Source organism: Flavobacterium sp. AC274, from assembly GCF_979258275.1.
Map to the genome: position 1 here is coordinate 4,768,707 of NZ_OZ409852.1, position 20,224 is coordinate 4,788,930.

A 20,224-nucleotide genomic window follows, 5' to 3' on the forward strand; every position below is an offset into this window, starting at 1 on the left:
TGAAATTGACAATCCGTATTCAAAATCAGTAAAAATGGTAAATACATCTGTACTTTGTATAAAATCAGGTCCTTTACAATCCCGAAATTTGTATAAGTTAAAAGTAGAGAATTACTAATATTTCTTTCACTAACTTTAGTAAAGTTCTCAACCTGTTTAATTTATAAATCCACATAGCTATGACAAAAAAGAAATTTCAACTCTCTCTACATATATTTACTTTCTGCTTAATTTTCAATACAATGACTTCACAAAACAACGATAAAAAAGATCAAACCTTAAATACACATCAGCAAAGCATGGCTGCTATTGCCGCACTTACAGCTACAGGAAATTTAGAACAATTGAAACCTGCCATAAATACTGGTCTTGACGCCGGCCTCACCATAAATGAAATAAAAGAAGCTTTGGTACAACTTTATGCCTATTGCGGATTTCCCCGAAGTTTAAATGCTGTCAACACGCTAATGGCGGTTCTAGAAGAAAGAAAATCTAAGGGTATAAAAGATACTGTAGGTAAAGATGCTTCTGCGACAACCGTAACCGACAAATATAAATCAGGAAAAGAGAATCTTCAAAAATTAACGAATAAAGAAGAAACGGGTCCCAAAACAGGTGCCGCCGCTTTTGCTCCTGTAATAGATACTTTTTTAAAAGAACATTTGTTTGCCGATATTTTCAATCGTGATGTGTTGACTTTCCGTCAAAGAGAGTTTGTTACCATCTCTGCACTTGCCGCAATGACCGGAGTTGAGCCACAACTGCAAGCGCATCTGTTTATGGGTAAAAATACCGGAATTACAGACCCACAGCTTTTGGAACTTACTACTATTATCGAAAAAACAGCAGGAAAAATACAAGCCAATGTTTTAAGAAATGCTATTGGACAGCCTGCCATACCGATTATCGAATCTGATATGATGGTAAGAATTTCTGAAATCGAAATTATTCCGGAATATTTAGAAGAATACAAAACCATATTGGATAAAGAATCTTCAGAATCTGTAAAATTGGAAGAAGGAGTGATTGCCATTTATCCTATGTTTCAAAAAGAAAATCCTTTACAGATCAGGATAATTGAAATATACGCCAATCAAAAAGCTTATAAATCTCATTTGCAGACACCCCATTTTCAGCATTATAAAACTACAACCTTAAAAATGGTAAAATCATTAAAATTAGTAGATATGACTGCTTTAGATCCTGAGATGATGCAACTTATTTTTGAAAAAACAGGAAAGTAATTCTAATACCAAACAAGCCAATGGATGCAAATGATTTTAAAGCATTTAAGATTGAAAATCTGGATACTTATTCGCCCTCTTTTGGTAGAAAAGATCTTTATCGGATATGTTTAGTTGATGGAAAAAGTACGGTACACTTTAGAGACAAAAGTATCACCATTAGCGGGATGCATCTTTTTTTGGCAATATAAATACGCCATATTCATGGGAAACAGAATCGGAACAAAGTGGCTACAGCTGTCTTTTTACTGAAAATTTCCTGAAGGTAGCCGGATATTTTGATCACGCAGAACTGCTTTCTATTTTCAACATAGAAAAAGTTCCTGTATATGAAGTTGTTGGAGATAAGGAAAAAGCAAATATTCAGTTTATTTTCGAAAGAATCCTGGAAGAAAGCAACGGGCAATATGTAAAAAGAAAAGATATGATACGTAATTTCATCAGTATATTGATTCATGAAGCATTAAAACTGAATATTGACGGAAACAATCCTGCCGCTTTCAATAGTAAAAAAGCCTCAGAAAGAATCTCTTCCAAATTCTTAAATCTGCTCAATGAACAATTTCCGATAGAGGATAAAAATCGTATTCTTCCCTTTAAAACTGCTACTGAATTTGCGCGTCAACTGAGCGTTCATCCCAATTACCTAAACCGTCTGGTAAAAAAGGAAACCGGAAAAACAATTTTAAAAATCATCAATGAAAGAATTGTAACAGAAGCTAAAATTTTACTGCTGCATACTGATTGGAGCATTACAGAAATAGCCTGCACTTTGGGTTTTGAATATACTTCTTATTTTGATAATGTTTTTAAAAGAACAACAGGTTTAAGTCCAAAATCATTTCGCAAAACAAACTGATATTTAATACTGAATTAAAACAATTTAAATCGAATCAAATGTCTTACTCAACTTTAAAAATTATAACTACAGAAGAGCATTTTACTCTTAAGGAAATTTCACAAAAAGTATTGGCGTTTAATACCTCAAAAAGTACTTCTAATTCATCATCTAACCAGGTACAAAAAGAACTGATGTCCATTGCCCTACCTAATACCGATGTAATAGAAGATATAGCAGCGCTCCGAATTAAATTTATGGATGACAGCGGTATAGACATGCAGATACTCTCCTATGGACCAGGTAGTCCGCAGAATATTACAGACAAAATTTTAGCATTAGATTTGTGCAAACAGGCCAATAATGAATTAGCACGGCTGATCAAAATATACCCAAATAGATTTTCCGGATTAGCAGTCTTACCCATGGCAGATCCTGTAGAAGCAAGCAAAGAACTGGAAAGGTCAGTAAATTTATTAGGTCTAAAAGGTGCTATGCTCTCAGGAACTTATAATGGACGTTTTTTCGATCATCCTGAATTTCTACCTGTTTTTTATAAAGCACAGGATCTTAATGTACCTCTTTACATGCATCCTGCCCCAATATCAGAAAATATTGCAAGTTCCTATTATCAAAGTGATCAGTGGCCAGCTATTGCAGGGGCAATGTTTGCCGGTGCAGGTTACGGATGGCATTTAGATTCTGGCATTGGAATTATAAGACTAATTATTTCAGGCATCTTCGACAAGCTCCCTTCACTTAAGCTTATATCTGGCCACTGGGGCGAGATGGTTCCTTTTTATTTAAATCGCTTAGATGATCAGCTTGGTAAAACTTTAAAATTAGATCGGAAAATTTCTGAATATTACAAAAGTAGCATTTACATCACACCAAGCGGACTTTTTTCTGAAGCACAATTACAATTTGCCATTTCACAAGTTGGATCAGACCAGATCTTGTATTCTGGTGATTATCCTTTTTTGATTGATAAAAATACACGAAGTTTTCTGGAAAATGTCTCAATATCAAATGAGGATAAAGAAAAAATTGGATACAAAAACGCAGAGAGCCTTTTTCATCTCTAACACTACATTCTCTATTTTAGTTTGAAATACTTCTATTTAAGACCTAAAATGGTTTGAAATTCATAAATATCGGTATAAATCTTCTTAACAAATTACCTCTAATGCATTATAATTTTGCTGTATAACTTAATAAGAAAAATATGAATACAATACTAGTAAACACTGTTTTAGGCAAAGTCGAAAACATTGAAGAGATTTTACCTCAAGAATTTGCGGTTGTGGCCGCCTTGAAAGAAGAAGGTGCTTTAGCACATCTTTTTATTAAAGATGCTATGGGTGGTGCCGTTCTTATTTTTAATGAGACAGATCAGGATAAAGTACAGAAACTGCTTGCCCGATTCCCTCTTTATAAATATTTTGAAAAAATAGAATACACGCTATTAAACCAACAATTTTAATCATGAAAAAAGTATTATTTGTAGTTACAAGTTGTAACGAGAAAGGAGAAACCAAGCTTCCAACCGGATTTAATTTAGCAGAAGTTACCCATCCGTTAGAAGTTTTGGAAAATGATGGCATTCATGTAGATATTGCTTCTATAAAAGGAGGAGCAGCTCCGCTTGACGGATTAGAAGACTTCAATGACCCTGTTATTGCTAAATATTGGGCCGATACCAATTTTAGAAATAAAATTGAAAACACCCTGAAATTAGAAGAGGTAAATATAAAACAATACGATGCGATATTTTTTGCAGGCGGGCACGGAACAATGTGGGATTTTCCAGATACACCAGCCGTTATAAACGCTATTCGCGAAATATATGAAGACGGCAAGATTGTATCAGCAGTATGCCACGGACCTGCAGCGCTTGTAAATGCTACATTAAGCGATGGTTCGTATTTAATTAGCGGAAAAAAAGTAGCGGCATTTACAAATGACGAAGAAGAAGAAGTACAATCTACACATGTAGTTCCTTTTTTATTAGCCGATGCCTTAAAAACCAATGGAGCGTTTCATCAGCCGGCACAAAACTGGAGTGACAATACCGTTGTCGATGGTCGTTTAATTACAGGTCAAAATCCGCAGTCTGCTGCCAGTGTTGGTAAAGCATTGTCTAAATTATTGTTAAACAAATAAACGGTTTACAATGAATAATATCGAAAACAAAGTAATCGTAATTACAGGCGCAAGCAGCGGATTAGGTGAAGCTTCTGCAAAAGCACTATCTGCAAAAGGAGCCATTCTTGTCTTAGCAGCAAGACGTCTAGAACGTATTGATGCACTTGTAGAAGAATTTTCTAAAAACGGGAAAAAAGCACTTGCAATACAAACCGATGTGACCGATTTTACACAGATGCAAGCCCTGATGAAAGAGGCTGTAAATAAATTCGGAAAAATAGATGTGCTGCTTAATAATGCCGGAATCATGCCCTCAACACCAATAATGGATTGTGATGTAACAACATGGAATCAGGTTATTAACGTGAACATAAATGGGGTTTTGAATGGTATTGCGGCGGTACTGCCTTATTTTAAGGAGCAGAAATCCGGGCATATTATTAATGTGTCTTCGGTTGCAGCACACAAAATTGGCAAAGGATCAGGAATTTATTCTGCGACTAAAACGGCTGTAAGAGCCATTTCTGAAGGTTTAAGAATGGAGGCTAAAGATTTCAATATCAGAACGACTATTATTTCTCCGGGAGTTATCGATACCGAATTGCCAAGTGCAAGTGGTATTCCGGATGAATCAACCAAACAATTCTATCAGGCTGTGGCCATTCCGGCAGATTCTTTTGCACGCGTAGTAGAATTTGCGATCAGTCAGCCCGAAGAAGTTGATATTAATGAAATTCTGTTTAGACCTACACGTCAGGAATATTAAACCCCAAAAAATGAAAAAAATAACCATTATATATTTTTCTGGTTCGGGTAGCACAGCAAAATTTGCTGAATCAATTGGTAAAGGGGTTTCGTCAGTGCAAGAAGCTTCCCTAGATATTATTTCAATAGATGAAAATGATATCACAAAGGGACGCTATAAAAATGATGCTGTCATAAGTCAATTAGATGTAAGTGATGCTATCATATTTGGAACGCCCACTTATATGGCTGGATGTGCCGCACAATTTAAAGCATTTGCCGATGCAACTATTGGAAGCTGGTCGCAGCAAAAATGGAAAAATAAAATTGCAGCAGGATTTACGGTATCAGGAACACCCAGCGGAGACAAAGTAATCACTTTACAGTCTTTACAAGCCATTGCAATGCAGCATGGAATGATCTGGTTGGGAACAGGCGAAATGCCTTCACAGTCAAATGGTGTAAATCGCTTAGGAACTTGGATAGGCGCTATGGCTTTTGCCGAACAAAATACGACATCACCTATTACAAAGGATGATTTATTCTCTGGAGAAGTATTTGGCAAAAGAATTGCCGATTTTACAATTAATCAGTTACGCTAATAATCCTTTAAAACTAACCAATGAAAAAAATAACCTCTTTTAAAAATAAAGGCCTTAAGATGGCTGCTGAATTACATCTTCCGGATAATTTTAATGAAACAACTAAATATCCGGCTATAGTATGCATACATCCGGCCGGCGGAGTTAAAGAACAAACAATTGGGCATTATGCATCAAAATTAGCCGAAAACGGATTTATAGCTTTAACTTTCGATGCTTCTTATCAAGGCGAAAGCGAAGGACTTCCCCGTTATTTGGAAGATCCTACAGCCAGAGTTGAAGATGCGCGTGCCGGTGCAGATTTTTTAGCTACTCTTCCGTATATCGATATAGATCGTCTGGGTGTATTTGGCATTTGTGCAGGCGGTGGTTATGCGATAAGCGTGGCACAGACAGAGCATCGTTTTAAAGCAATTGCTGCTATAAGCGCTTCTCCAATGGGTGAAGGTTTTAGAAATTTCCTGGGATATGAAACTCCTGCTCCTATTTTGTTAGACTTACTGAAAAATGTGGGAATACAGCGAAATCTTGAAGCAAACGGAGCTGAACCCATGTATATGCATTGGGTGCCGGAAACTAAAGAAGAAATTAATGAAAACACACCCGATCTATTGAGAGAAGGTCACGATTATTACAAAACTTCAAGAGCACAACATCCCAATTCTGTAAATAAATATCTTTTTACCAGTACAGATCGAATTTTGGCTTTTTCTACTTTTGATCAAATTCCAGTCTTTTTAACACAGCCTATGCTATTAATTGCCGGAAGTAAAGCTGATACTAAAATTTTCAGCGATCAGGCTTTTGAACTTGCTCAGGGAGACAAGGAATTGTTTATTGTTGATGGAGCAACACATATCGCTATGTATGATATACCAGAATATGTTGATCAGGCGGTGGTTAAACTAACTGAATTTTATGGTATTAAATTGTAATTTACTTTTAATTTCATATTGTATTATTACATTTTAAAACTTAGGAATTGCAGAAGTAATATCCATTAAAAAAAACCAAATAGTGTCTAACTTTTTGGGGCATGTTCAAATTTCATTAGGACTTTTTTAATAAGTAAAATTCAATTTAATTCGTGGATAGTAAAACATTTAAGTATAAATCAATTTTCTGAGTGCATCTATTGATGCACCTTTTTAGACAATTTATGAAAGACTACGAACATTGATCTTAAAACATGGATTCTGGATGATACTACTCTATAAATAATACAACTGGAGTTACCTTCTAATTTGCCCCAAAAAGATAAGGTGGTTTTTAAAGATATTTCACAAGGCAAAGTTTTGTGGCAGAATCGTGGCGCATAACTTTTCAGATGGTACTCAATTCATTAAAATCAAACTCTTCTCTACTGAAGTTCGAATGGCAGAGCGTCCAGAATTTTATAATTATCTTTAGTTAGTCGTTTGGTTTATAATTATAAGCGATAATAGAAAGCTGATATAAATTCTCAATTATTTCTAGACCTTCTGTATCTGAAACATCCGCAAATCCTTCGCATTTCCTTAATTCATCTAAAGTTAATTTACCATTGCTGTCGTTAACTTCCTTTTTGCTGCAAACAGAATTTTGCAATTTTGATTTGTTGTTCTGATTAGATTTCATCTTTATCGAATTAAATTTTGATATAATCTAGTATATTTTGGTCTGATTTAAAATAAATCCAATCATCAGCGGAAATCCTGATGTACATTGATTATTTATAAGATTCAATAATTAATTATATATAAATCACTTAATTTATGATTGTAAATCCTTTAATAATGGACATTACAAATGAATCATTCTTAAATTTAAAGTAGTATCTAAATTGATAAATGGTTCCCTAAAGTTTTAATATTTACAAAACCGCACAAGCTACCAATGCTAGAATCTGTAAAATAGTCGTAAAATAGATTATGTTTTTTTACTAATTAATTCCATTGATTTATTGTAATTGAAGATTTCTGTTAATTGAATCTGTAATTTCGAAAAGCTTGTCTGGAATTCCAAAATGATACTGTTGACATTCGTCACATTTTTTCAAGTTACTACTTTTGTGTTGTTCCAAATAATCAAAATGTAATTTAATATTCTTTTCGTACAAATATTTTATATTAGCCAAAAGGAGTATCTTATCTTTATTGGAAATATTTTCAGTCAATGCTAATTTTACAAAATCCTCAATAAATGTGAGCAAACTTTGCAATTGTTTCAGTTGAAAAATGTCCTCTGAAAGATTGAGACGATTATGGTGTTTGTTTATGACAACATATATAGCGAGATATTTATATATAGCATCGCTGCCAGTTTTTATTCGTTCAATATCTGTTTTGACACCAGCAACGGTTTTAGTAGTTTTTTCGATATGTTGAACATTTTGAATATCACTTTTAATAATATCAAATTGTTGCTTAAGGTACGTTACAACTTTGGATTCATCATCACTTTCTTTCTGTTCATCAAGCTGTTTCTGAATTAGTTTATTAGCTTTTACTTGCTCTTGCAAAGCATAATACACTAAAAGAGAACCTAACACGCCACTAAATGGTGCTGTAATTCCACCTATTGTCCCACCAATATTATTTGTGTTGTTGGACGTGAAATCGATGCCTAATTCGAAATGTGTAAACAGATACGGTGTAATAGCAATGCATAAAATTCCAATTACCATCACTCACAATACGATTTTTTCGTTTTTCATTTAGCTTGCTTTATCGTTGAAAGTATTGCTAAATTATAATTTTAGTAGTTTGATTTTTACAACAGATTTTTTTTATTAACGGATTGTTGAACAACAATGCAGTAATACAACATTGTGAAATCTTACAAAAAATAAAACATGCAATATGACTGCATATCTTTTCTTGCTCAAAAAATTAAGCCGAAGTTTAAATTGCTTGACAATAATTATTAGGGTACACATTGCAGCCTTTTCTCCGTATTTAGTTTTTGCTTAGCACATTCAGTTTGACAGATAAAGAGATTATTTAATATTTTATATTTCCACTTGTAATTGCGTCATCCTATTTGATTTATCAACGAAAATCATAGTTCTAAAAAATAAAAATTAACTAATATCCATATGGTTTCATATGGTTGAAGTTTAACAAATATTTTAGATGATTCAAAAAACACGTAGTTATACGTGTTCTCAAATTTTTAATATTACCGATGTTTGTAGTGATTTGGAATAGAATTCCCGATAAAATTCTAAAAATAAATTAATTAACCATTAACTAAACAAAACTATGTCAGCAAAAAAAATCTTAAACGAAGACTGGGAAGACTATGACAACCGTAAAAAGAAAAAGGGCGACAGTCAATTTTTTTCATGTGATGAAGCTTGGGAAGTAGACTATCTTATCGACAAAATTCATAAAGAGTATCCAAAAGTTGGCCGCGATGCAATAAAGCAGGCCATAGAGCAGTGCTGTCAAACTGTTCATGGAAATAAGCCAAGAGCAAAGTTTATCGCTTGTGTCATGAACAGATTAGGACTGGATGATAATCCTAGTGATGGAAACCCGCCTAAAAATCCCGGACAAGGGCCACAAAATCCACCGATTCCACCAATTAACAGAAACGTAGGTTAAACTTTTTGCTATGAGGTTTATAGAACAAGCCGAACGCTGGAATTCTGAACAGGAGGCTCTAACGATATTAGGAATATCTTTTCAGATTGACGAAGAATTAAAAGCACAGGGTTTCCTGCGCCTTGATTTAGAAATAACAGACAAATCTAATCTTGCTGGAATTCCCACTGAATTTCTTCCTTTGAAACTCAGTGCTTCATTTCCTGATACCTATCCTTATTTTCGCCCTATGGTGTATGCGGTAGAGATAGATCTGCCGAGACATCAAAACCGAATTGATAAAAATTTATGTTTATTACCGCGTTCATCATCTTATTGGCTTCCGCAAACTACTCTTGCGAAATATCTTGAACAGCAGCTGCCTAAAGTACTGGTTCAGGGAATGATTACTAACCCTGTACTATTGCAAGGTAATGTAGATGAACAAGCTGAACCCGTCAGTGAATATTATGCTGTGGTGTTAAATGCACCTATCATTATCGATACTACAGAGTTTGATAATATTCAAACTGAAAATCCAAATATTGATTACTTAGGACAAATTAAACTCGGCGTTGAATTGGACAGCGATATACCAAATCGCATAGTTGCGATGGAATGCCGCGATGCTGGAAAAAATGTTTTAAGCACGATGCCCTCTATTTTGGAAAACACATTCAAATCTTCGCAGTATGGTGCAGTATATCGAACACCACAACCTCCTCCTTTTGGAGATCCTGAAAAAGATTACCAATGGCTGGTAGAGATTTTAGCTGAGAGCGGTCAAAAAATAAAAAAATTTGATAGCTCCATCAGGTTTAAAAACGGATCTATGATTACCAACTTGGTTGCAATTACTTTTCCTGAAGAACATCTACCTGGTCAAATTTCAAACGGATGGCTGTTTTTGGTATTGGGAACTATTGCAAACGGTAAAAGAGTAGCAACAAGCATGTTTAAATACTATGCTAAGCCAAGCCGGATAAATAATAACGAGCTTTCATTCAGAATTCCAAAATTACGCCCTTTGGAAGAAAAAAGTGTTGCGGTATTTGGATTGGGCGCCTTAGGAGCGCCATCAGTTATCGAATTTGCTAAAAATGGTATAAAGGAAATCAGGCTAATAGACTTTGACATTGTGGATGCCGGAACAATCGTGCGTTGGCCGCTTGGAATCTCTGCTGCCGGATTGCTAAAAACCGATGCTTTAGAGAGCTTCCTACAGGAAAACTACCCCTATGTAAAAGTTAAAAAATTTAGATACACCATTGGAGGAACACAAACTGCAACTGAAGCACTAACAACCGAGCAACTTTCACAAATCATTTCGATAAATGAAATCGTAGAGGGAATTTCTATGATTTACGATGCTACAGCAGAGTCTGGAATAAGTCATTTTTTATCTGAAGAAGCAAAGAAAAGGGACATATCTTATATATGTTTATACGGAACGCAAGGCGTATGGGGAGGTGCCGTAATGCGCGCCGGTAGGGGGATTACTGAAGGATGCTGGATGTGTTTTCAGTACGGCCTGCATGACGGCACCTATCCCACACCTCCTGCCGATATTCATGGAAGTATTCAAGCAGTTGGCTGCGGTGATATCTCATTCACCGGTGCCAGTTTTGAACTAAACAACATAGTCAGTTCCGGAGTGAGGCTGGCAGTAAGCACACTATGTACCGATAGAGACGGCTACGAGAATTTGGCCAATGACATCGGTATATTAGCTTTGGTTGATAAAGATGAAAAACCTATTTTCCCTCAATGGTCGTCACATCAATTAAAAATTCATCCTCAATGCCCTTATTGTAATATCGTACAACCATGAAAATTTGGATCAAAAAAGAAATAATTAATGAAATATTCTCCGAAGGTAATTTCTGGCGACCGAAAGAAACTGGAGGCATACTAATGGGTTATATGGTAGCAGATGAGTATATTGTAACAGATCTAATTGGCCCCGGCAAAAAAGCAGTACACGGCCTATTTAGTTTTGAGCCAGACCAGGAATATCATACAGAAGAAATCGCAAATCTATATAATTCTTCGAAGCAGAGAACCACCTATCTAGGCGATTGGCACACCCATCCTAATTCTTTTCCTTATTTAAGCTCCACGGATAAAAAAACAGCTAAAAAAATTTCTTCGTACAGCAAAGCGAGATTGTCAAATCCAATAATGTTAGTAGCGGCTCCTCCTACTTTAAATTATAAAGCATGGTTTTACAATAAAAGTCAATTTTGTCAAAATCTTTTTGAAGAAGCAGAAGTAATTCTATACTAATTTTTTTATCAAAATATCTATATTTACAATTTACAGTCCAATGGTAGAAAGAAGATATGCCCCCTTTTGGTCTAAATAAAACTTAAGTATAATTAATAAAACGTTTAAAACAATATCATATTACACAAAATTAAAGATGAGCAGAAGATTTGGATTGTTAATAGGGATAAATGATTACATAGTTAACCCACTTGATTACTGCGTAAATGATGTAAATAAAATTGCAGAAGTTCTAATTCTAAACTGTGAATTTAATGCCAATGATCTGAGAATAATAACCAGTGATTCCTACAGTTCCACTAAAGAAATTGTCAAATTATTCCATAATGCTTTGGAAAGTATATATAATGAGTTTAATCAGGGTGAAGATGCTTTATTTTTCTTTTTCTCCGGGCATGGTGTTCATGACGAAGAGGCTACTCTATTGTTTCATTCTCACGAGATAAAAGTTTCTATAATATATAATGCTGTTCAAGAGAAGTTAAATCCAAAAAATCAAATATTTGTTTTTGACGCCTGTCACTCAGGTGAAAAAATTAAATCAGCCGAAGAGGAAGATTTTATGACAGAACTTTACTGGAATAAACTCGCTTCAAAATCAGAGACTAAAACTATTATTGCAGCGTCCAGGTTTGATCAAAAAGCGACTGAGAAAAGCATTTTCCAGAATGGTACTATGACTCATTATTTTTTAAAAGCAATAGAAACAAAACAGAACTACAATGATATGGGCTTCACAACACCGACAGTGATTGCCGATTATGTTAGAAAAGAAGTCAGTTTAGATAAAAACTTCAAACAGATACCCTACACCAATAGTGTAGATATAGGAAGTTATCCATTTGCATTTTCAAAGTATTTGCCAATTGCAGATAAAGAAAATAAAATTCGAGAAGAGAAAATAGCAGAAAAAACTAAAGAAAAAAATACAAATGAAAAGACGATAATACGCACTCCCCCGACCGTTCTATTCTATGAAAGGCTCACCAAGGCATTTCCTGGTGTAAGAGGTGTAAAATGGTTTGAGGGAAAAACTGCATTAGACGGCCTAACTCGATTTTTATATGAACCTTTAAAATATGAAATAGCGGAAGGATATGGTGTACTCGCAGATCCTATATGGTGGTTTCGAGGCGGGAGTGCATTACCTATTACTAAATTTAAAAATCTTGAAGATAATAAGATTTTACTGAACAATAATGATGAATTAATTATAGACAAGATTGCAGTATACAATTCAAGTTCATATTATTCCAGCTTTATTTATATTGAGACTCTGCCAGATCAGCCATCAGGAGTTTACGACATCGAAACGTCAGTATTTGAAAGACATGTATCCAGCAGGGGATATTATAGTGAATCATTTGGAATTCATAATAATAAAATCATAACTTTCGAAGAATGTCAGGACGGTGCAGCTTTCATTGACGGAGAATATACAGAACTTATGAATCCACAATATAGAGTCAGATATCTTTCAAAATATAATATAATCCTTGTTCCAAAATCATCGCCTCACAATACAAACAAAGGAAATTTATTAGGGGATCAATACATGAATAGAATACTTATGGGGGAAAGAACTTTGGAACAATTTGCAGAGGAATATGACTTACTTCCGAGAAGCCACATGGATCTGTAATAATATACTTTGCAAATATTTTGTCTTAGAAAAAGCATATCTTTGTTTTGAAATCAAAGAAGTATTATAACGTCAATTTAAAAGGATTAAAACCTACCAGAACTTTCATTATTTATAAAAATGGCGAAAATCTTCATGGCAGAATCGTGGCGCAATACGGAAAAAATATTAGAAATGCAGTATAAGAGCGGGATGCGGAGCTTAGGTTCGAATCCCTCTTTCTCCGCCAGTAGAAGTTTCAGAAGAAACTTTAAAAGTCAAAAGCCTTTAAACACTAGTGTTTAAAGGCTTTTTCGTTTTTGCATACTTTTCAAAAAGCACATGTTTTATCAAAGAATGGTTACCCTATTAGTTACCCCGTTTTTTTAGAGTCATTTTTCTCAAAAATGGGTAACTAAAAAGAAAGAATTCCCTGGGAATTCCCTTCTGTCAATGGACTCTCTTAAAATTTTTAAATCAATTGATATTAATTTAAAAACAAAAAATATTAAAAGCATTTTTTTACCTCAAAACCGGACAAGTAGACAAAATGGGAAATTTTCCATTTTTGCACTAATCACTTTTTTCAATTCTTTGCGCATATATAATATTTCCTGTATGCAAAAAAATTCTTAGATTAGTCTTTATAATCAGTTGTTTGAATTTACAACTATATTAATCATTGAACAAAGACTATAACTAATACAATAACATATAAATTAGAAAAACGAAACGAATTGAATGCAGGTTTCCCGTTATTTTTTCAATGATATTAATAATCACAGAATTCAATATTAATCAAATACTATTAGATGAAAAAAATATTAATAATACTATTTCTTCTGCCATGCTGTATTGTTACTGTTTTATCGCAGAATAAAAAACCAAACATTGTACTGATACTGGCGGATGATCTGGGCTATGGAGATGTAGGCTTTAATGGACAGAAACTGATTAAAACCCCAAATCTGGACCGATTGGCAAATGACGGAATTACACTAAAACAATTTTATGCCGGCACTGCCGTATGTGCTCCATCAAGGTCCTCCTTAATGACCGGTAAACATACAGGGCATACTTTTATTCGTGGTAATTTGGGTGTTGAACCCGAAGGACAGTATCCAATACCCGATACAATTGTAACGCTGGCCGAAGTATTAAAGAAAAGCGGGTATAAAACAGGTGCCTATGGCAAATGGGGACTTGGACCTGTTGGATCACAGGGAGATCCAAACCGACAGGGATTTGATCATTTCTTTGGCTATAACTGCCAGTCTCTGGCACATCGATACTACCCTGAGCATTTATGGAACGATCAGGAGAAAGTAATACTGAAAGAAAATGGTAAATTAGAATCCCTTAAAGAATACGCACCTGACTTAACCCAACAGCAGGCATTAGCATTTATTGATAAAAATAAGGAGGAACCCTTTTTTCTTTTTTTACCTTATATATTACCGCACGCCGAACTTATTGTGCCCAACGATAGTATTTTTCGTTATTATAAAGGAAAGTTTGCTGAAAAACCTTTTAAAGGTTTTGACTACGGAACAAACGCAAAACCTACAGGATATGTTTCTCAACAATACCCGCACGCCACATTTGCAGCAATGGTAACTCGTTTGGATCTCTATGTTGGACAGGTTATTGCTAAATTGAAGGAATTAGGATTAGAAGAAAATACACTAATTATATTTACCAGTGATAATGGCCCTCACAAAGAAGGTGGAGCAGATCCTGACTTCTTCAACAGCGCTGCAGGTTTCCGGGGTATTAAACGTGATTTGTATGAGGGGGGCATCAGGGTTCCTTTCGTTGCCAAATGGCCGAAAGTTATTAAGGCTGGTCAAAGCAGTGATTTCGTAGGTGCCTTTTGGGATATCATGCCTACTTTATCAGAAATCACGGGCAGTAAAAGTCCAGAACACATTGACGGAATTTCTTTTACCAACGCACTTATGGGCAATAAAAATCAAAATACTCATGAATATCTTTACTGGGAGTTTCATGAAGGAGGTGGCAAACAAGCGGTTCGTTATGGAAATTGGAAAGGAATCCGACTGAACGTTCTAAAAGATAAAAACGCAGTAATTGCATTGTACGATCTTAGTTCCGATCCTCAGGAAAAACATGATATTGCACTAAAACATCCTGATATAGTTAAAAAAATTGCCCTCTTTATGAATGAAGCTCACACAGAAAGTCAAGTATTCCCGTGGTAGGACTTTATATTTACAATTCTACAACAAAGATGATTTGCAAGTCTCTGATAAATAAAATAATTCGAATGCAGTACATACGACTTGAAAGCAACTTATAAATTAGATTTATTTAAACTAAAAAAAGAGCGTGCAAAATAATATTCTACACGCTCTTTAATTTTAAAAAGTTTAGTCTTTTATTGTTTAATAAATGATTTATTTACAATAGTATCTCCTGTTTGGATTTTTAAAAGATAAACACCTTTAATCAAATGACTGCAATTGAACGGAATTTCAATTCTGCCAACATCATATGTCTGATCGGTAATGACATTTAACTTATGTCCACTAATGTTAAATAATGAAATCGTTACTTTTTGCTGTTCGGTCTGCATAAAGGTTATATTTATACTTCCTGATGTTGGATTTGGGTAAACACTCAAATCTTCTTCTGAATCGACTGCCTTACTTGCAGCAAGCGTGCTTACTGTACAGTTTGGTGTTGTACTAAAAGCCATTTGTGCGGCCGTGAAATTGGTGAAAGTCGCATTTATATCAATGTTCGAAGCATCGCTGGCTCCTTTGCCATCACAATCTGTTCTGCCATTTCTCCAGTAAGGAAATTGCAAATAAACACCCGGAGTTGAGCAACTACCTATTTCTGCATCTCCACCCACTACAACTGAACTTCCAAAATTACCGGCAAACAGCATCGCATTTCCTTTAATATTAGCTGTATTGGCTACAGAACCGCCTTCCATCCAGGCATTACCTTCAACAATGGCACTATTAGATAACGTTGCATTGTAAACACATGCATTTCCTCTTACAATTGCATTACCATTTATAGTTCCTCCATCGACCATTGCATAATCTTCTATACGGGCATTCCCCGAAATACTACCAGCTCTGACAACAGCATAAGGACCAACATAAACGGTTGATGCAACTGTCGCATTATTGGATACCCATCCTCCTCCATTAGTATGCAAATGACCATTTGTTTTAAGAAAACTTCTAAAATTGGCGGCAGGCTGAAATCCTTCTGGAGTTGCATTTGCAATTTTTAGTTCATAAGGGTATCTTCTCTGCTTAGGGTACCCCTCATCCATATTGTAATTGACATGAACTTTTGGTGCTGAGAACACTACCAGAAAAATACCCGTTTCAGTAGAAGTATTTAAGGTAAAAGAAGCTTCTCCATCCGTTTTATACATCGGGCTGTAACGAGATACTGTACCGTCTGCTTTTGTCGTTACAAAACCATATCTCCAGCCGGCCTGAGTTGGATTAACCTCTGTATGTCCTTTAAATTTAATTGTAACTTTCTTTTGAGTTCCTGTACATGTTGGGTATAATGGAATTACATTCATTCCGTAATCCTGTGGAGCCCAGTCGTTATTGGTATAATATTGATCTGTAGTACCTGCTACTTTTGTTAACAGTGTGTATTGTCTGCTGGTATAACGTGGCATATTTGTTTTTATACTATTGTAAACGTTTCTTATTGTTTTACCAAAATTGCCGGTCGTATTTATTTGGGAATTCCATTGAATAGGATAATCAAATGCCGGTTGTCGTTGGGCATATCCCCAAAGATAATCGTCTAGTTGGTCTTGTGTAAAACCTTTTAGTCTCTTAATTGTTTGAAGCGGATGTTCTTCATTGATAGATTCTGCCCACATTCTTCGGGTAAAATCAAAACCTTCTTTTTCCTGCACATAATACATTAAATGAAAATTGGTGTAATGATGCCTTGTAGAAGACCACATAAAATGTTTGGTCTGTATCCAGCGGGTTAAAGTTCCGTCTATCTCTGCCCACTGTGAATAGGCCTGAGCTCTCATGAAATTAGCATGTCCTTCAAAGAAAGGGCCAGCCCAATCATATCCTGAAAATGCGGTTCCGTTACCCGGATTTTCCTGAATACGCATCATCATTTGCAGCGTATGAGCAAACTCGTGGGATAATGCACCTCCATCTCTCGTGGCTTCCGGATGAACAAACATAGCTCCAATCGTATTGCTAAATGAACTTGCCTGCGCAAACGCTTCTAAACGCGGATCTGTAGAATTCCAGGTATTCATCATCATAATAATGATCTTGTACTTGCCGAAATTTGTTGTTGAAGCATTATTAATAAAGTGCAAATCGGTTATATAGCGCTTAAAACTTGTTTCAAGCGTATCGGCAACCGATTTTGGTGTAAACCTCAACGCAGGATCTGAATAAGTTGACGGATTTGTACCAACTTTATCTCCCCAATAAACCACAAAATTTGTAGATTCATATTTTCTGCTACTGGATACTTTATTGTAAAACTCATTATTGGGATCACTCCATTCTGTGGGCGTAAACAGCGTTTTTTGGCCAATTGCAACATAACTGCAAAGAAAAAGTAGAACTTGTAAGAAAAGTTTTTTCATAATTACATCTTTTTAATAGGTTAAGAATATTTTCTTGTAAATGTAAATATGAAAATGTAGCGCTTGTAATACAATATTACCTTATATTAATACTATTTTACCTATTATAAAACTCTTATCTAATTGCTAAACAATTGTTTACCCAAATTAACTAGATTTTTTAATTTAAAAAGAATAGTATAAAAAATGAATTCTACGATTCTACAGCAATAAGTTCCAATACAATACTACTTTCTCGACTGGAAGAAGAAACTTTTAGTCCAATTTTCATTAAAAAATCGCCAGAAAATACATTGCCTGATTCTTCAAAAGTATTTTCACTTTCAGGCATTATATTGATTTCCTTTACTTTATATTTTCTTGAAGGGTCAAGTCCTTCTAATTTTACCATACTGTAATTAGGATCTGTGAGCGGATGCAAGGTGTATGAAAAAACTACCGATTGGGTTTTATCTTTATTAACATACATTAAAACCGCTCTGGTATCTTCATAAGGCGAAATCAATCGGTACAACTCTCCTTGCCAAATTACCGGACTTAATCTTTTATAATTCGAAACAGCTTCCTGACAAAATTTTAATTCGTTTGGTTTTAATCCTCCAACATGAATATCAAAACCTAATTTTCCCATCATAGCGACATCGGTTTTAAACTTAATGGATTGATTTCCCATGGAAGTTACGTGATTACAGGTTGCCAATGCAGGATAAAAATTAGAATATCCCCATTGAATAAATACACGATCAAAAGGATCTGTATTGTCGCTCGCCCAAAACTCCGTAAAATAGTTCAGCATTCCGTAGTCTACCCTGCCGCCACCTCCGGCACAAAGCATCATGGGAAGATTTGGATATTTGGCTTTTATTCGGTCCAAAACTTTATAAAGTCCTTTTGTATATTCAATAAACAAATGCGACTGCTGGTTCTTTAAATAATTAGAGTAAGCACTCGTCATCATCCGATTACAGTCCCATTTAAAAAAGGCCACACCCGATTGTGTCTGCATAATATCATCTACAACCTTAAAAACAAAATCCTGTACTTTCGGATTGCATAAATCCAAAACCAGTTGTGTGCGGTAAATACTTTTTCCCTATTTGGAAGGCTTAAAACCCAATCCGGATGTTTTTCGAATAATTCACTTTTTTCATTGATCATTTCAGGTTCAATCCAAATACCAAATTTGACCTCTGTTTTTTTTGCCTGTTCCATCAAAAAACCAATACCATTCGGGAGTTTCGACTTTGTAGCTTCCCAATCGCCTAAGCCAGATGTAGAACCGCTTCTTGGGTATTTATTACCAAACCAGCCATCATCCAGCAAAAACATATCAACACCCAATGTTTTGGCATCTGTAAACATATTGGCCAGTTTCTTTTCATCAAAATCAAAAAAAGTAGTTTCCCAATTATTCAATAAAGTCAAACGTGGTTTTTCTCCATCTTTAAGCCCATATTTTCTTGCCCAATCATGTAAATTTCTACTCGCCTGCCCTTTTCCGTGATTCGAAAATGTATAGATAAATGCTGGTGTTTTGAATACTTTTCCGGGTTCTAAATTGTATTCTGATGCAAATTCATTGATTCCCGAAATAATTCTCAATTCATTATTGTTATCAATATCAAAAGTGTACTTAAAGTTACCCGACCAGGCAATTGAACCCGCAATAACTTCACCGTTATTTTCTCCTGCTTTTGCATTTAAAGAAAGAAAAAAACTGGGTGCCGCAAACATATTGGTTCGAACTCCTAATTTTGAATCGATCACTTTGCTTCCTCTTGTCAGCTGACTTTCTTCCATTCTCATTTCTTCCACAACATCACTGTAAAATTGTGTCAGCCAATATTGATCTGCATCTAAATGCAAAGCCGATGAAGCATAATTATAAAGTGTAACTGTTTTTTTTCCTGATGCTGAATTTCTGTCCACGCTTCGATTACATCTTCTTTATAAAATATTTTGTAATGAAGATTGACAAAAACAGGATATTGAGGATCCTTTAATTTGACAATGATTTCGGAAGTATTATCATCTATTTTTTGAACATTATGATTTTGATATTCAAATTCTAATGAAGGATTTCCATCGTTATGCGTCATACGAATAGCGGGTTCAAATAAATTATCGGTACCAAAAGTTGGATATGCCGAATGACGTAAATCAATTAAAGGATTGCCGTCATTGACAACAAACTTTTTTGTGTTTTCTTTCGAGATCAATTCATATTCTAAACTGTTATTCAACTTTGTACCAAAGTACGTTTGATACAGTTTTTTGTTTTTACCCACTTTTAAAACCAAAGCCGAACTTTCAGTTTCAATACAAATCAATGCACTTTCCTGTGCCTGAACAGCAGTATAAACAATCGTTAAGAATAACAGTAAGAGTCGTTTCATTTTTTATTTTTATAAATTAATCTTTTCGGATGTAATTACAATATTTTAGAAAACAGATAGAATAAATTTTTCACGCAGATTTTGCAGATTTTAGCAGATTCTTTTTTAAACTTTTAAGATTTAATCCGCTGCATATATTTACTGCGATGTTTGAA

Annotated in this window: 18 protein-coding genes and 1 pseudogene; 14 read left to right on the forward strand and 5 right to left on the reverse strand. The window is 34.9% G+C overall.

The window, feature by feature from the left end; all coding sequences use genetic code 11:
* Positions 1-242: 242 nt before the first annotated feature.
* From ACZZZT_RS21660 to ACZZZT_RS21695, 8 genes are all read left to right on the forward strand, one after another.
* Complete coding sequence (locus ACZZZT_RS21660) at positions 243-1,244, forward strand: carboxymuconolactone decarboxylase family protein (protein WP_463461886.1); 1,002 nt, start codon at positions 243-245, stop codon at positions 1,242-1,244.
* A gap of 424 nt (positions 1,245-1,668) precedes the next feature.
* Entirely contained in the window at positions 1,669-2,103 is a 435-nt protein-coding gene (locus ACZZZT_RS21665) for a helix-turn-helix domain-containing protein (protein ID WP_463461887.1), read from the forward strand.
* Between the two features lie 38 nt (positions 2,104-2,141).
* Positions 2,142-3,167: an amidohydrolase family protein gene (locus tag ACZZZT_RS21670; protein WP_463461888.1), complete on the forward strand. Its 1,026-nt coding sequence runs from the start codon at positions 2,142-2,144 to the stop codon at positions 3,165-3,167.
* Between the two features lie 140 nt (positions 3,168-3,307).
* Positions 3,308-3,565: a muconolactone Delta-isomerase family protein gene (locus ACZZZT_RS21675; RefSeq protein WP_463461889.1), complete on the forward strand. Its 258-nt coding sequence runs from the start codon at positions 3,308-3,310 to the stop codon at positions 3,563-3,565.
* Positions 3,566-3,567: 2 nt separating this feature from the next.
* Entirely contained in the window at positions 3,568-4,245 is a 678-nt protein-coding gene (locus tag ACZZZT_RS21680) for a type 1 glutamine amidotransferase domain-containing protein (protein ID WP_463461890.1), read from the forward strand.
* Positions 4,246-4,255: 10 nt separating this feature from the next.
* The gene (locus ACZZZT_RS21685; RefSeq protein WP_463461891.1) at positions 4,256-4,993 is read left to right on the forward strand and encodes an SDR family oxidoreductase; all 738 of its coding nucleotides are present in this window, start codon (positions 4,256-4,258) and stop codon (positions 4,991-4,993) included.
* 10 nt (positions 4,994-5,003) lie between these two features.
* A complete protein-coding gene (locus tag ACZZZT_RS21690) occupies positions 5,004-5,573 on the forward strand; it encodes a flavodoxin family protein (RefSeq protein WP_463461892.1) in 570 nt (189 codons plus the stop codon).
* Between the two features lie 20 nt (positions 5,574-5,593).
* Positions 5,594-6,508, forward strand: a complete 915-nt coding sequence (locus tag ACZZZT_RS21695; RefSeq protein WP_463461893.1) for an alpha/beta hydrolase — start codon at positions 5,594-5,596, stop codon at positions 6,506-6,508.
* A gap of 475 nt (positions 6,509-6,983) precedes the next feature.
* Here ACZZZT_RS21695 and ACZZZT_RS21700 read toward each other — a convergent pair whose 3' ends face one another.
* Positions 6,984-7,190, reverse strand: a complete 207-nt coding sequence (locus tag ACZZZT_RS21700) for a hypothetical protein (RefSeq protein WP_463461894.1) — start codon at positions 7,188-7,190, stop codon at positions 6,984-6,986.
* A gap of 322 nt (positions 7,191-7,512) precedes the next feature.
* Positions 7,513-8,238: a hypothetical protein gene (locus tag ACZZZT_RS21705; RefSeq protein WP_463461895.1), complete on the reverse strand. Its 726-nt coding sequence runs from the start codon at positions 8,236-8,238 to the stop codon at positions 7,513-7,515.
* Between the two features lie 577 nt (positions 8,239-8,815).
* On the opposite strand from ACZZZT_RS21705, the gene ACZZZT_RS21710 reads away from it, so the two are divergent.
* The 6 genes from ACZZZT_RS21710 to ACZZZT_RS21735 all read left to right on the forward strand — a co-directional run bounded on the left by ACZZZT_RS21710 (position 8,816) and on the right by ACZZZT_RS21735 (position 15,268).
* Entirely contained in the window at positions 8,816-9,160 is a 345-nt protein-coding gene (locus ACZZZT_RS21710; RefSeq protein ID WP_463461896.1) for a hypothetical protein, read from the forward strand.
* A gap of 10 nt (positions 9,161-9,170) precedes the next feature.
* On the forward strand, positions 9,171-10,970 hold the full coding sequence (locus tag ACZZZT_RS21715; RefSeq protein WP_463461897.1) for a ThiF family adenylyltransferase: 1,800 nt from the start codon (positions 9,171-9,173) through the stop codon (positions 10,968-10,970).
* Positions 10,967-11,425: a Mov34/MPN/PAD-1 family protein gene (locus ACZZZT_RS21720; protein ID WP_463461898.1), complete on the forward strand. Its 459-nt coding sequence runs from the start codon at positions 10,967-10,969 to the stop codon at positions 11,423-11,425. Before ACZZZT_RS21715 ends, ACZZZT_RS21720 begins: the two co-directional genes overlap by 4 nt.
* 136 nt (positions 11,426-11,561) lie before the next feature.
* A complete protein-coding gene (locus ACZZZT_RS21725; protein WP_463461899.1) occupies positions 11,562-13,067 on the forward strand; it encodes a caspase family protein in 1,506 nt (501 codons plus the stop codon).
* A gap of 47 nt (positions 13,068-13,114) precedes the next feature.
* Positions 13,115-13,252 (forward strand): hypothetical protein, encoded by a 138-nt coding sequence (locus ACZZZT_RS21730; RefSeq protein ID WP_463461900.1) that lies wholly within the window; start codon positions 13,115-13,117, stop codon positions 13,250-13,252.
* A gap of 606 nt (positions 13,253-13,858) precedes the next feature.
* Positions 13,859-15,268 carry an arylsulfatase gene (locus ACZZZT_RS21735; RefSeq protein WP_463461901.1) on the forward strand — a complete coding sequence of 470 codons (1,410 nt, stop codon included), beginning with the start codon at positions 13,859-13,861 and terminating at the stop codon, positions 15,266-15,268.
* A gap of 176 nt (positions 15,269-15,444) precedes the next feature.
* Here ACZZZT_RS21735 and ACZZZT_RS21740 read toward each other — a convergent pair whose 3' ends face one another.
* From ACZZZT_RS21740 to ACZZZT_RS21750, 3 genes and pseudogenes are all read right to left on the reverse strand, one after another.
* On the reverse strand, positions 15,445-17,673 hold the full coding sequence (locus tag ACZZZT_RS21740; protein ID WP_463461902.1) for a DUF6055 domain-containing protein: 2,229 nt from the start codon (positions 17,671-17,673) through the stop codon (positions 15,445-15,447).
* 193 nt (positions 17,674-17,866) lie between these two features.
* Entirely contained in the window at positions 17,867-18,142 is a 276-nt protein-coding gene (locus ACZZZT_RS21745; RefSeq protein WP_463462477.1) for a GH36 C-terminal domain-containing protein, read from the reverse strand.
* A 111-nt stretch (positions 18,143-18,253) separates the two neighbouring features.
* Positions 18,254-20,069: pseudogene (locus ACZZZT_RS21750) on the reverse strand (alpha-galactosidase); the annotation flags it as partial.
* Between the last annotated feature and the right edge of the window lie 155 nt (positions 20,070-20,224).